A 13,977-nucleotide genomic window follows, 5' to 3' on the forward strand; every position below is an offset into this window, starting at 1 on the left:
CGGCAAAGCACGGCTGCTGCGTGAAGGCGCGGACGTGCTGTTCATTTCGAGCGGCATGATGACGATGCGTGTGCTTGAGGCGGCAACGGCTCTCGAAGCGGACCGCATAAGTAGCGCAGTGCTGCATGTGCCGACGATCAAGCCGCTGGACAATGAGAGAATTCTTGCGGCCGCGCGCCAAGCTGGCCGGCTGGTGGTGGTGGCGGAAAACCACACCGTCATAGGCGGACTGGGTGAAAGTGTCGCCGCATTGCTTATGCGCGAGGGCGTGACACCCGCCTTTCGGCAGATCGCCCTTCCCGACGAGTTTCTGGACGCCGGTGCTCTGCCGACACTTCACGATCGGTACGGCATCTCGACAACTGAGGTCGTGCGCCGTATTCGCGAATGGACGGGTAAGTGAGGCACGATCTCGGCTCTGCTCTTGATGACGGTGATCGGCAGCCGTAACGCCACCAGGAGCGATTTCGATCAGGTCGCCGCATCGATCCGGGACGGCGAAATACCGATTACCAGGCTCGTGACCCACCGGACCACTCTGGCCAAGAGCCCTCACGACATTGCGCGCTGGTCACGCGAGAAGGCTGGGCTGATCAAGGCTGTCATCGCCGTCCACGACAGGTCCTAACCAGCTGACGTAAGGGCCAGCAGTCTCTTGCGAGCGGCGCCTTACCCATTTGGCGCTGTGCGAACGGCTTCCGCTGCGCCAAGCCCGACGACCGGGATGTCCCGGTCATCACTTCCGAGACAGTCTTCCAATCTTCAAGCCGGGGAGGCGTCGGGGAGACCAGCGAACTCAGCGCTGTTGCCAAAAATATGCTCAACCTGGTCGGGAAGCAGAACCCCCGCTTCTTCAACGACTTGGCGTAAGGTCCTCTTCCCTGCCAAAGCGCGCTTGGACAATTCGGCTGCTTTGCCGTAGCCGATCAGTTTTGCTAAGGGCGTTGCCAGAACGAGGGATTGATCAAGCAGCGCTCTGCAACGATCAAAATCGACTTCGATCCCGTCCACGCAGCGCTCTTTGAAAATCCGCATTCCTCTCGTCAACAACCGCATGGATTGCAGGATGTTCAAGACGATCACCGGCTCCATTGCATTCAACTGAAGCTGGCCCGCGCTTGCGGCCAGTGTCACGGTAAGATCGTGGCCAATCACCTGGAAGCTGAGTTGGTTCACCATCTCAGGAATGACGGGATTGATTTTACCCGGCATGATCGAAGAGCCGGCCTGCACGGGTGGCAATCGAATCTCGCCCAGTCCTCCAAGCGGCCCACTGCTAAGCAGGCGCAAATCGTTGCAGATCTTGGTCAGCTTGACTGCGATGCGCTTCAGCATGCCCGAAAAGGAAACGAAGCCGCCGGTGTCCGACGTTGCCTCGATGAAATTACGGGCAGCAACAAGCTGAATGCCTGATATTCGCGACAGATGACCGCAAACGATGCCTGGGAACTCGCGGGGCACGTTAATCGAGGTGCCGATCGCCGAGCCCCCAAGGTTGATTTCCAACAACAATCTCGCGACCGACTGAAGTTGGACGATATCTTCGTCGATGAGTTCAGCAAAGGCTCCGAACTCCTGCCCAACTGTCATGGGCACCGCGTCCTGAAGCTGAGTTCGGCCAACCTTGAGCTCATTCGCGTGCTGGAGCGCCTTGGCGCGAAACGCATCACGCAAATTGACTTGTGCCGATACGAGCCCGTCGCAGGCCCGCAAAACCGTCAGACGGATTGCGGTCGGATACACATCGTTTGTCGACTGGGAAAGGTTTACGTCGTCGTTGGGGTGCAGCCTTGCGTAATCGCCAATTTTGGCGCCGAGTTTGATCAGGGCCAGGTTGGTCACAACCTCGTTGACGTTCATGTTTGTCGACGTACCGGCCCCTCCCTGCATCATGTCAACCGGGAAGTTTTCTTCGATCCCCTTCAGTTCGATGATATCGCCGCACGCATCTGAGATAGCCTGGGCCTTTTCGGGCGAGAGCAGTCCGAGTTCCATGTTTGCAAGACAAGCAGCCTTTTTCACCATCGCCATCGACTGGATGAACTCGGGAAAATCCTTCAGCCGCAGCCCGGACACATCGAAGTTCTGTTCTGCTCGACGGGTGTGCACGCCATAGAGCACGTGGCCCGGTACAGCGAGCGGTCCGATCAGATCCGTTTCGATACGGTCGGCAATCATGGTTGCTAACTCCGCTCAGCCAAGACCTCGGGCGTCACCCACGCAGGTGCAAGATTCACAAGTCTGGATACTAAGATGAGGTCCTCACGACCGGCTGATGACGGCGCCAGCCTTGATGGCGAGCGCCGCGATAGTCAGTGCCGGGTTGACGGCCGCGGATGTCGGAAGCACAGAAGCGTCGGTTACATAGAGGTTTGCAATTTCGTGGGAACGGCAATCAGGCGACACAACCGACGTCTCCGGATCGCTTCCAAGCCTGGCAGTGCCACACTGGTGCGAAGTCGTCTTTCTGCCGAAGGTTCGAGTAAGAACGATGGGGAAGCCCGCCCTTCGCATCACACCTCGCGTCCTGCGGATCAGCAGCTCGTGCGCTCGCATGTTGCTGCGAACCCAATGCATGACGATGCGGCCATTCTGAACCGTGACCCGGCTCTCTGGATTGGGCAGGTCCTCGCTGGTCAAGAACCAGCCATAGCAATTGCGGGCTATCAGCCCCGCCAGCCACCGTGGCAGCAAGGGCGCGTTGGCCTTGAGGATGTTACCGGTGATATGTCCAAGCAATTGCACGTTGCCAAGCGGGAAACCTGTTTCCGGATCGGCGTTATAGAAGTCGTTGAATGCCAGGGTCTTCTGGTAGACCGACGTATTGGCCGACCGCGGATCGATCGCGAGCATGGCGGTGGTATTGTGGTTCATGAAGTTGCGGCCGAGTTGGTCGGAGCCGTTGGCCAGCCCGCGCGGATGTGCGGCATTCGCCGAGCGCAGCAAGAGCGCCGCGCTCTGGACCGCGCCGGCCGCAACGGCGAAGATACCAGCGCTGATCCGCCGCTCAACACCATCCTTTAGAAACACTGCGGCAGTCACCTTGCGACCCATCGGGTCGGTTTCCAGCCGCACGACATTGGCCCCGGTCACGAGACTGACGTTGCTGCTGTTCAACGCGGCAGTCAGCGGTCCAACTTCGGCGTCGATCTTGCCGGAACCCGTGTTGGGAAACGCATCCCAACCGGTCTTTGCGCGGCGAAGCCACTCATTGATGTCGATAGCCAGGGGAAGGCTGGCTGGATGGATCCCCGCCTCTTTCAAGCGAGCGCGCACGGCCGCTATGGCCGGCTCGTCGGGTACCGGCGGAAAACGGTAAGGACCGGTTCGCGGCGGCTCGGTGGGATCCTGCGTGGGGTCACCCCGCACCTTGAAAATCGCCTCGGCTCGCTCGTACCAAGGCTCGAGCTCGTGATAGGTGATCGGCCACCCAGGTGAGGCGCCGTCCATGTGAGGGCGCGGCGAGAAATCTTCCAGCCTGTAGCGGTACATGACCGCGCCGAAGAACTTGGAATTGCCTCCGACATAGTAATAGTTGCCGGGCAGGAAAGCCTGCCCATCGTCGCCGAGCCACTCTTCGGTCGAACGGTAGAAGCCCTTGAGAAATATCGCCCGGTCGTCGCGCGCCTGGGGCGCGTCGCGCAGGTGCTCGCCACGTTCCAGAATCACGATGCGCCTGCCGGTGCCGGCCAGGCTATGGGCCAGGGAAGCGCCTCCTATGCCTGACCCGATAATGACGATATCAGCTGTTTGATCCACGTCGATGCCTCAGTCTATGCGTTGCTCATTGTCGGCATCGAACAGCACGATCTTGCCAGTATCGACCGCGAGGGTCGCCGAAGTGCGGGCTGCCACGGCCCTTGGCGGCACACGAGCTGTGACTTCGACCCCGCCTGCCTGGAAAAGAGCAAGCGTATCGGGGCCCGTAGGCTCGACAACGTCGATGTTTACCGTGACCGCTTGCGCGGCTTGCTCGCCGGCGACGCTGAACAACTCCGGACGAACGCCCAGCAGGATACTGCGCCCAGCGTATTTGGCTGCCGCTTGTGGAGACAAAGGGATGCCTGAGAGGCGGGCAGCCGCCCCACCTGGGACGTCGATCACCGCGACTGGCCGACCGTCTTCCACGTCAAGTCTCGCCGGAATGATGTTCATGGAGGGCGACCCGACGAACTTGGCCACGTATACGTTCGCCGGCCGGTCGTAGACCGACTGCGGATCGTCAAGGTGCTGGACCACGCCGTCCTTCATCACGGCAACGCGCGTGGCGAGCGTCATGGCTTCGATCTGGTCATGCGTGACGTATACGATTGTGGTTCCCAATCGTGCATGAAGACGCTTGATCTCGGTTCGCATGTCGACGCGCAACTTGGCGTCCAGGTTGGATAAAGGTTCGTCGAACAGGAACAGCTTGGGTTGGCGCACGATCGCGCGCCCCATTGCCACGCGCTGGCGCTGGCCTCCCGAGAGTTGCGAGGGCTTCCTGTCCAGAAGATGCGTCATCTGGAGCAGGTCGGCCGCCGTCTTGACCGCCTTGTCCCGCTCGGCTTGCGGCACGCCGCGGATCTTCATGCCGAACTCGATGTTCTGGCGCACGGTCATCGTGGGATAGAGGGCGTAGGACTGGAACACCATGGCGATATCCCTGTCTTTCGGCGACAGGTCGTTGACAACCCTGCCGGCGATGCGGATTTCGCCACCTGAGATGTTCTCGAGGCCGGCGATCATGTTGAGCAGTGTGGACTTGCCACAACCCGAAGGGCCGAGCAGCACCAGGAAGTCGCCGGTGGCGATGGAGATACTGACCTCCTTCAGGACTTCGAGGTCACCGTAGAGCTTGCGGGCCCGATCGATTTCAAGCGTTGACATAGCACTAGCCTTTCACGGCGCCGGCGGTCAGACCGCGCACGAAGTAGCGTCCCGCGACGACGTAGACGAGAAGGGTGGGGATGGCGGCAATCATGGCGGCCGCCATGTCGACATTGTATTGCTTGCGCCCCATCGTCACGTTGACGATGTTGTTCAGCGCCACGGTGATCGGCGATGATTGCCCTGCGGTGAACGACACGCCGAAAAGAAAGTCGTTCCAGATCTGCGTGAATTGCCAGATGCAAGAGACCACGATGATGGGAAGCGCGGTCGGCAACATCACTGAAAAGAAGATCCGAAAGAACCCAGCTCCGTCGATTTGAGCCGCGCGGGTCAGTTCGTCCGGGATCGTGATGAAATAGTTCCGGAAGAACAGGGTCGTGAAGCTTATGCCGTATACGGTGTGAACCAGCACGAGACCCGGAATGGTGCCGGAAAGGTGGAGGCGACCAAGCAGCTGCGCCATGGGCAAGATAACGGCCTGGAACGGCAGGAAGCAGCCGAACAGCAATAGTCCGAATATTGCGTTCGCCCCGGCGAAACGCCACTTCGTGAGGATATAGCCGTTTATCGCGCCTATCCCCGTGGACAGGATGACGGCGGGCACGACCATGAGGATGGAATTGATGAAGTATGGCCGCAGTCCCGTGCAGGCCGTGCCAATGCAGGCCTCCTGCCATGCCTTGTTCCAGGCTTCGAAGGTGATCGCCTGGGGCACCCCGATGAAGGAGCCGCCATAGATTTCATCCAGCGACTTGAGCGAGGTGACGATCATCACCCAAAGCGGCATCAGGTAGAAGGCGGCGAGCGCGATCAGCGAGCCATAGATGAACAGGCGACCGATCTGGTGTGAACGACGCGCCGAGCGTGCTTCAGTGCGCATTGCGGTCCTCCCTCAATTCCGAATAGAGGTAGGGAACGATGATGGCGGCGACCGTCATCAGCATCATGATGGCGCTGGCGGCACCTACGCCCATCTGGTTGCGCCTGAACGTCGCGGCGAACATGAAGGTCGAGGGCATTTCGGTGGCGCTGCCAGGCCCGGCATTTGTGAGGGCCAGAACCAGGTCGAAGCTCTTGATCGAGATATAGCTCAGTAGGACGATGACGCTCAGGAATGCCGGGCGCAGCATCGGCACGATGACGCTGAGGTAGATTCGCGGCAGGCTGGCTCCCTCGATCTGCGCGGCCTTGATGATGGAAGTATCGATCGCTCGCAGCCCGGCCAGGAAAATGGCCATCGCGAACCCCGTCGATTGCCAGACCGCTGCGATCACCACGCAGTAGATTGCAAAGCTTGGTTGTGTGATCCAGTCGAAGACAAAACCGGTCCAGCCGAGCTCGTTGACGACCTTCTGCAGGCCGAGGTCCGGGTTCAGGATCCATTTCCAGGCTGTGCCCGTGACAATGAATGACAAGGCCATGGGATAGAGGTAGACGGCTCGCAGGAAGCCCTCCGCCCTCACCTTCTGGTCGAGCAGAATCGCGAGGAACAAGCCCAGTGCGATGGTGATCGCCAGGAACAACGCCGTAAAGATGAAGAGATTGGCGACTGCAGTGTGCCAGCGCGGGGTCGACCACAAACGGACATATTGCTCGAGCCCGACGAAGTCGAACTTCGGGACCATCTGGGACGAAGATAGCGAAATCCAGGCCGTCCAGACTATGAAGAGATAGACGGCAATCAGAACGGCCAGCAGGCTGGGCGACAGGACGAGCCGCGGCAGCCATAGGTCCAATTTGTTTTTGAGCGACATGGGACTGACCAACCTCGCTATTGCGAGCATCGTTGCGGACGGTGTCCCCGCCGGCACGATTGCCGGCAGGGCTTTGGTGGCCTGGACTAGCGGGCGTTGTTGATCCCGTCGACCAGGGCCTGAACAGCATCCTTGGACGACATGTCGGTGACGAAGAATTTGCCGACGACGTCGGTGAAGACGCCGGCGAATTGAGGCTGGGCAGCAAAGCCTTCCGTGAGGCCGCCGAGCATCGCGCCGTTCTTCACCGCCGCCTCGCGGTCAGCATAGCTACGCTTCGCGCAGTCATCGAAACTGTCGACCGGAACGTCGGAGCGAGCCGGGATCGAACCCTTGATCAGGTTGAATTGCTTCTGCACCTCGGGATCCATGATCGATTCTGCCCAGGCGTCCTGGCCTGCCGTGGTCACGGCATCATCGACCTTGAACATGCCAAATGCGTCGATCACGAACTTGAAGTTGGGCTTGTCGGTCGGCGTTGGGAAGCAGAGGAAATCGACGTCGGGCTTGAGGCCCTTGGCAAGGAACTCGCCTTTGGCCCAGTCGCCCATGACCTGCATGGCGGCCTTGCCATCCGCGACCATGCCCGTTGCGACGGCCCAATCACGCCCGGTGAAGCCGTCATCGACAAGTCCGCGGACCTTCCTAAGCTTGTCGAACGTCGCGATCATTTCGGGGCTCGAAAGAGCGCCCTCGTCGAGGTCGATGACTGCCTTCTTGTAGAATTCGGGCCCGTTCACGTCGACAAGGATTGCCTCGAAGACCTCGAGGATCTGCCAGCTCTCGTCACCCATGGCGAGCGGGACCACACCGGCGGCCCGGAGCTTGTCTCCGTCGGCGATCAGCTCATCCCAAGACTTCGGTTCCTTGACGCCGGCCTTGTCGAAAACGGCCTTGTTCGCCCAAAGCCAGTTCTGCCTGTGCATGTTGATCGGCACGGAAATGAAGTCGTCTCCGTTTTTGACGAAGGCAAGCAGCTGCGGGGCGAGCGCCTTGTCCCAGCCGTTCTTGGTGTAGAGATCGTTGAGAGAGCGCAGGACGCCCTGCTTGCCCCAGTCGAGCCCTTCATAGCCAAGGAACTGCATCGTTGCCGGGGGGTTCCCGGCGGCAAGACGCGTGCGCAGTGCCTGCAGCGCGTTGGCGCCGCTCAGACCGCCGACCGCGCTATCTTCCCAGGTGTAACCCTTGGAGGCCAGCTTATCGGTGATGACCTTGAGCGCTTTGACCTCGCTTTCGGACACCCAGTGATGAATGCCTTCGACCTTGCCCTTGCTTTCGGCCATTGCCGCGACCGGCATGAAGGCGATCGAGGCAGCTAGGATGGTGGTGAGCTTCATTGTAGTTCCCCTTGTTGCATGCGTTGATGGCTTGATGATCCGGCTCGATCCTGTCGGGCGCGTGCCGGGGCGTGTTGCGCATCAGAGCGGTTCGGCTGCCGATGCGTATGGAACGTTGCGCCGGCCATAGCGGCGGACGCGGATGTTGGACTGCTCGGCGTGGCCGGCGAAACCTTCCATGATGCAGAGGCGCGAGCTGTACTGGCCGACCAAGGCGGACGCCTCATCGGTCTCGATCCGCTGGTAGGTGCAGGTTTTAAGGAACTTGCCGACCCACAGACCGCCTGTATATCGGGCTGCCTTGTTCGTAGGCAGCGTGTGGTTGGTTCCAATCACCTTGTCGCCGAAAGAGACGTTGGTGCGAGCGCCCAGAAACAGAGCGCCATAGTTCTTCATCCTCTCAAGGAAATAGTCCGGATCACGTGTCATGACCTGCACGTGCTCGGAGGCAATGCGATCCGCTTCCGCCACCATCTCATCCAGCGTGTCGCACAGGATGATCTCGCCGTAGTCTTCCCAGGCTTTGCCGGCGACAGCCGCAGTCGGCAGGATTTTGAGCAAACGCTCGATCTCATCGAGGGTATCGCGGGCAAGTTTCTCAGAATTGGTGATCAGAACGGCGGGAGAGTTGACGCCGTGCTCCGCCTGGCCAAGCAGGTCGGTCGCCACGATCTCACCGTCGACACTGTCGTCAGCAATCACCAAGGTCTCGGTCGGACCGGCGAACAGATCGATGCCAACTTCGCCGAACAGCAGCCGTTTCGCTTCGGCGACGTAGGCATTGCCGGGGCCGGCCAGGATATCCACGGGAGCGATCGTCTCAGTGCCATAGGCCATGGCCGCGATCGCCTGGACACCGCCAAGGCAATAGATTTCGTCCGCGCCCGCAAGCGCCTGGGCGGCGACGATCTTGTCGGCGATCTTGCCTCGAAACGGCGGAGCGCAAGTGATGACGCGTTCGCAGCCTGCCACGCGAGCGGTCAAGACCGTCATGTGAGCAGAGGCAAGCAGCGGATATTTGCCGCCCGGTACATAACATCCGACATTCTGGATCGGTATGTTCTTATGCCCCAAAATTACGCCTGGTAGCGTCTCGATCTCCAGATCGCGAAGTGTGGCCCGCTGGGCTTCGGCGAATTTGCGTATCTGGTCCTGGGCGAAATCGAGATCCTCGCGCTCGCGTTTGCTCAACGCGTTGATGCATCCGTCAATCTCAGCCTTGGTCAGGCGATAGCTGTCGCGGTCGAACTTGTCGAAGCGGATGGACAAATCGCGCACTGCCGCGTCGCCCCCTTTCTCGACTTGCGCCAGCAATGCCTGGACTGTCGCGGTTACTGCGGGCTGGCCATCGTCTGCGACACTGCCTTTGGCGGGCTTGACCGTGCGTATCATGGCAACAACTCTTGGTTTGCGGGCGCTTGCGCGCCGCATCATCAATGTGGTGGATGGCGAAATGCGAGGGCGGCGCATGACCAACCCTCGCGTCAATTTTGCTAGAGGTGCTGTTCGCGTGCACGCATCTGGGCGTAAGCAGCCTGCTCTTTTTCGTAGTAGGCTGGTGACGGGAAATCCCACCAGCCGGTGGCGAACGGCCCCGCAGCGTCACGCGACACGATGACTTCGACGAGAGCGGGCCCGCCGCATTCCAAGGCTGCCTTCAGGCTGCTTTCGAGATCTTCATCCTTCTCGACTTTCCAGGCCTCGAGCCCGAACGCGCGCGCCGAAGCCGTGATATCGGCCGAATAAGGCTGACCATTGCCTGAGTGATGGTTGAATTCGGAAGCAATGTGACGGCCCATGAACTTGCGCTGACCGCCTCGGATCGACATATATCCCGAATTGTTCAGCACGAGGAAGACCACATTGATGCCGTTCATCGCGGCAGTACCCATTTCGGGCAGCGACATCATGAAGTCACCGTCGCCAACGATCGCCACGACTTGGCGGTCCGGGCATGCGAGCTTTGCCCCCAACGCCGCCGGCACCGCCCAGCCCATTGGCGAATAGGAGCCCGAGGTCAGGTGGGTGCGAGGCTCGTAGACAGGGAAGCTTTGCTTCACCGAGCCCTGGGTATTGCCCGAACCGACAACCACAATACCGTTGCGATCGAGTACCTTGCGCAAAGCGACCAGCGGGCGCTGGGAGGTGAAAGGCGTTTCGCGGCTGTTTTCGCGCGGCGACACCTGAGCGATCCAGTCCGCCTTGGCCTTCTGAACGTCGGCCAGGAACTGCTCGCGTTTGCCCAGAGCCTTCTTAGCATCGCCCTCCGAGATGAGGGCCAGGATCGCCTCCAAGGCCACCTTTGCGTCTGATACGATCCCCACCTCGGTCGGATAGGTCTTGCCGATCTCGCGCGGGTCGAGGTCAATATGGATCAGCTTACCTGGAGGGATCGAGAACGAGACGCCCTTGGCGAAGGAAGATGCCGACCAGTCGGTGAAGCGGCAGCCGACCGAAACGACCACATCTGCGGAAGCAGTGATCTTGTTGCCGCAGGTCGTGCCGGTCTGGCCGACTGCTCCAATGAAGAGCTCGTGATCTTCCGAGATGGCGCCCTTGCCGTTCCAGGTGATCGAAACGGCGGCGCCGACGCGCTCGGCCAGACGCGTCAGTTCGCTCGACGCGTTGGCCGTGATCGCACCGCCACCGGCGACGATGACCGGGCGTTCGGCACTCAACAGGACCTTGACCGCGGCCTCGATCGCGCTCGGATCGGGATAGGCCACGCCAATGGGAAGGCGCTTTTCCAGCGGATGAATGGTGACATCGGCCGCTTCGACCTGAACGTCCATCGGCACCTCGACATGCACGGGACCCGGGCGGCCGGTGAGCATGGCGTTGAAGGCGCGATGCATAATGCTCGGCAGGACCTGCACGGACTGGGCTTGCCATGCCCGTTTTGTCACCTGCTCGGTGATGCGCGGGAAAGCATTGTCCTGTTGGCGCTCGATCTCCTGCATGATGCCATGGCCGTGCATGTAGGTCTGTGGCGAGCCGGAGACGTAGAACAGCGAGGTGGAATCGCAATAGGCCGTGGCGAGGCCAATAATTGTGTTGGTCGCACCTGGCCCGACCGATGTCGAACATGCCATTGGCCGGCCGCTTGCTCGGAAATAACCGTCCGCCATGTGAACGGCGCTTTGTTCGTGCATGACCTGGATGAAGGGCAATTGCGAGCCTTCCTCCAGGAAGGCATCGAACAGAGACCAGATGCCATGGCCGGGAACACCAGCCACGTATTCGACGCCATATTCCTTGAGCGCTTTCGCGACGATCTGCCCGCCGGTCAGTTTCATTGTTCGACCCTCTTGTCTTTGTTGGCGAGGCGATTGTGGATATGCTCCTCGTCCATGCGCCTAGTAAGCAGTCATCCGTGGCTGCGCGACAAGTTCGCAGGGTAGCTTTAATAGACGCGATGTGACGCGCTGAGAAAGAAGCATTGCGACATATGGGATCGGTCAGTTCTCGTGGGCTGCGAACTCAGCCGCATAGCGGGCTCGTTTTTAATCGGAAGCCATTTTGCCCCCTTAGCAGCGCATTTGGCGCAACGTGACGCGACCGGAACCTTAGGTCGCGCACGAATTCGGGCTGCCGCGCAGTTCCCCCTCGGCATGCGATATGTCTTGATTGCGCGGGTAATCGGCTCGCGATGGTCAAAGCCATGAGCAACCAGAGTGGTTATCGGCCTGGCGCCGCAGAGCCAGCGAGGCTCTATGCCACCGTCGTGATCCGGCAGGGACCTGGCATTGGACATAATCCGGTAGTCAAGCGACGGGCACAGCAATGACGACGAAGCGCAACCAGCTAATTCTGCATGCTCTCGTGGCGCGACACGGCACGCTGGCCCTAGATGTGGATATTGCGCGCGAGCTCGGCTTCGACGGACTGGAAGCCTCTGGGGCCAAGATCCGCGCTTTTCTGGATGCCGGGTTCACTTTCCAGGAGCTGCGCCGCTTGATCGATGACATGTTCATTCCAGGCATCGGATTTCTTCTCGATGTGGAGCGCCACGGCAATGCCCGCAAAGCATTGCTGAAGGACGCGGAAGAGTTGATAGAACTCGCCGTCTCGGTTGGAGCGAAGGGCATTCAGGTCATCACCGGTCCAATCAGTCTCGCGGCTCTCGATCCCGAGGCCAGCAAGAGGCACCCGGATCTTTACCGAGGCGTCGTCGGGCTGCCGATCGAGGAGCAGATCGACATCACGGCGTCCGGGCTGGCAGCCGTCGCCGACCTCGCTGCTCAACGCAACCTGGTCATCTACCATGAGGCGCTGTCCTGGACCCCACTCAATACGATTGACAGGCAGCTTCGGACCATAAGGAAAGCGGCACGCGACAACATACGCGTCGTCGTCGATTTCTGGCACTGTTACACCTCCGGCGATGGCCCGGACCGCATTGCGCGCTTGGACAAAGACCTCATCTACGGAGTGCACATCTGTGACTCTCTTGCGTTCACCCGCGGCATCCCTAACGAGCCTGTTCTTCGCGACGTCGAAACCGGCAAGGGCGTATTGAACCTGAGAGAGTGGGTGGCTGCAGTGAAATCCACCGGCTACGACAGCTGGTGGAGTTGCGAGTTGTTCTGCAAAAAGCAGCACCAGATGGACAGCTACGATGTGGCGCGTGAGTTGAAAATCCTGATGCAGGATCTTGTCGGCTCCTAGTCTTGAGCGATCCATCATCCGGCAACATCGGACCGACGGCTTGCGAAAGATTTTGTCGCAGTCCTCAGGCTATTCGGTGGATAACTGTGCCTTGGCGTCGAAACGGTTCGAGGGTCTCGGCATCAAGCTGGCGCCCAGCGAGCATATGGTCGATCGCGTCAGGTCCCGAAACCTGAAAGGGGGCGGTTTTCGCGATGCTCTCGACCGTAGCGACAACTACTCTCGCGGCGCTTCGGCGGCACATAACGCGCTTGATTTCGGCGTCGGGAAGGTCAAAGGCGGTCAATCCGACGGAAGCATGGACCGCGCAATCGGCGACAAAGAACATGTCGGCGTTGAACTGCTCCAATTGCGAAAGGGCGGTAGTTCCAACAGAGCATCCCTTCTCCTGGTCGTACAAGCCGCCCAAAAGAACGACGCTCGCTTGACGATGCCCTTCCAGCGCAGTCGCGACAAGTAGGGAATTCGTCACAATCGTGAAAGACATGTCGCGGGGTAAGGCGCCGGCGAAGGCAACACTGAGGGCTCCATGGTGCATCATGATCGTTGCGCCGGATTGTACGAGTTTCGCTCCGGCAGCAGCCAGCGGTGCGAGATCCATGGTCGAGGACCTCGACCGCTCGGGCCCGGTCTTGGCCTCCGATGCCCTTGCCAGCGCTCCGCCATAGACCCTGCGGCAAAGTCCGGCTCTGGCAAGATCGCGTAGATCGCGGCGCACAGTGTCTTCAGAGACACGAAATTCAAGAGCCAGCGCGTTGGCCAGGACCTTGCCATGCTCGGCCAATCTCTCGCGAATGATCACCTGGCGTTCTTCTGCAAGCATCATTCGAACATCCTTGAGACGATGATGTGCGACTTTCTTTGGTTCAGGCCAGCGGATATAAATCCCAACAGCCTCGCGCTGCAATGTCATCGTGGACCGGCATCGCGCCTGGTCTACGACTAGAGCACCCCCTGCGGCACGCCGCTAGCCAATCCTGCCGACGCGCTATGGAAGTAGACTTCAAGCAGCTACGACGGGGTCTCAACAGCTTCGGTCTGGCGCGTTGCTGGGTTCTGCCTGAGGGCAAATGGTCAGAACGCGCGTTGATTTCTCAGTGACGCCCGGCGTCCTTGCCGCGATTCCATTCCGCCGTTGCGGTGATGGTGAGGGAGATCTCGACTCCCATTTTCTGGCGGATCGGACGACCTCACCGATCGCATCACTGTGCGTCACTCATTGGCGCCGTGCGAACTTGTCGCTCGATTGAGCGAGTGGAAGGATGCGTCCAATCGTTCCGCAGCGCAGCCGGCTGTCGGATTGAGCGAGTGCGGCACCGATCTCCCGACCGGTCCAGAGCTGGGCC

The 13,977-nt window shown here is 60.2% G+C and carries 11 protein-coding genes and 1 pseudogene; 3 read left to right on the forward strand and 9 right to left on the reverse strand.

Going from position 1 to position 13,977, the window contains the following annotated elements:
• Positions 1–403: transketolase C-terminal domain-containing protein (locus tag CK222_RS08010; RefSeq protein WP_280951754.1), on the forward strand; the 403-nt coding region annotated here is incomplete at its 5' end.
• 24 nt (positions 404–427) lie between these two features.
• A pseudogene (locus CK222_RS08015) lies at positions 428–628 on the forward strand (dehydrogenase); the annotation flags it as partial.
• A 134-nt stretch (positions 629–762) separates the two neighbouring features.
• On the opposite strand, the gene CK222_RS08020 reads toward CK222_RS08015, so the two are convergent.
• The 8 genes from CK222_RS08020 to CK222_RS08055 form a co-directional block, all read right to left on the reverse strand.
• Positions 763–2,178 carry an aspartate ammonia-lyase gene (locus CK222_RS08020; RefSeq protein ID WP_095799989.1) on the reverse strand — a complete coding sequence of 472 codons (1,416 nt, stop codon included), beginning with the start codon at positions 2,176–2,178 and terminating at the stop codon, positions 763–765.
• Between the two features lie 84 nt (positions 2,179–2,262).
• Positions 2,263–3,759, reverse strand: a complete 1,497-nt coding sequence (locus CK222_RS08025; RefSeq protein WP_095799990.1) for a GMC family oxidoreductase — start codon at positions 3,757–3,759, stop codon at positions 2,263–2,265.
• Positions 3,760–3,768: 9 nt separating this feature from the next.
• On the reverse strand, positions 3,769–4,869 hold the full coding sequence (gene ugpC / locus CK222_RS08030) for a sn-glycerol-3-phosphate ABC transporter ATP-binding protein UgpC (protein ID WP_095799991.1): 1,101 nt from the start codon (positions 4,867–4,869) through the stop codon (positions 3,769–3,771).
• A 4-nt stretch (positions 4,870–4,873) separates the two neighbouring features.
• Positions 4,874–5,752: a carbohydrate ABC transporter permease gene (locus CK222_RS08035; protein WP_067330598.1), complete on the reverse strand. Its 879-nt coding sequence runs from the start codon at positions 5,750–5,752 to the stop codon at positions 4,874–4,876.
• Positions 5,742–6,626, reverse strand: a complete 885-nt coding sequence (locus CK222_RS08040) for a sugar ABC transporter permease (protein WP_095799992.1) — start codon at positions 6,624–6,626, stop codon at positions 5,742–5,744. Before CK222_RS08040 ends, CK222_RS08035 begins: the two co-directional genes overlap by 11 nt.
• Positions 6,627–6,712: 86 nt before the next feature.
• A complete protein-coding gene (locus CK222_RS08045) occupies positions 6,713–7,963 on the reverse strand; it encodes an ABC transporter substrate-binding protein (RefSeq protein WP_095799993.1) in 1,251 nt (416 codons plus the stop codon).
• 81 nt (positions 7,964–8,044) lie between these two features.
• On the reverse strand, positions 8,045–9,355 hold the full coding sequence (hisD, locus tag CK222_RS08050; RefSeq protein WP_095800310.1) for a histidinol dehydrogenase: 1,311 nt from the start codon (positions 9,353–9,355) through the stop codon (positions 8,045–8,047).
• Between the two features lie 101 nt (positions 9,356–9,456).
• Positions 9,457–11,259 (reverse strand): thiamine pyrophosphate-binding protein, encoded by a 1,803-nt coding sequence (locus CK222_RS08055; RefSeq protein ID WP_095799994.1) that lies wholly within the window; start codon positions 11,257–11,259, stop codon positions 9,457–9,459.
• Between the two features lie 487 nt (positions 11,260–11,746).
• Here CK222_RS08055 and CK222_RS08060 point away from each other — a divergent pair, with 487 nt between their 5' ends.
• Complete coding sequence (locus CK222_RS08060; protein ID WP_095799995.1) at positions 11,747–12,631, forward strand: sugar phosphate isomerase/epimerase family protein; 885 nt, start codon at positions 11,747–11,749, stop codon at positions 12,629–12,631.
• A gap of 64 nt (positions 12,632–12,695) precedes the next feature.
• Here CK222_RS08060 and CK222_RS08065 read toward each other — a convergent pair whose 3' ends face one another.
• Complete coding sequence (locus CK222_RS08065) at positions 12,696–13,544, reverse strand: DeoR/GlpR family DNA-binding transcription regulator (RefSeq protein WP_095799996.1); 849 nt, start codon at positions 13,542–13,544, stop codon at positions 12,696–12,698.
• Positions 13,545–13,977: the final 433 nt, after the last annotated feature.

This window comes from Mesorhizobium sp. WSM3866 (assembly GCF_002294795.1).
Classification (GTDB): Bacteria; Pseudomonadota; Alphaproteobacteria; order Rhizobiales; family Rhizobiaceae; genus Mesorhizobium.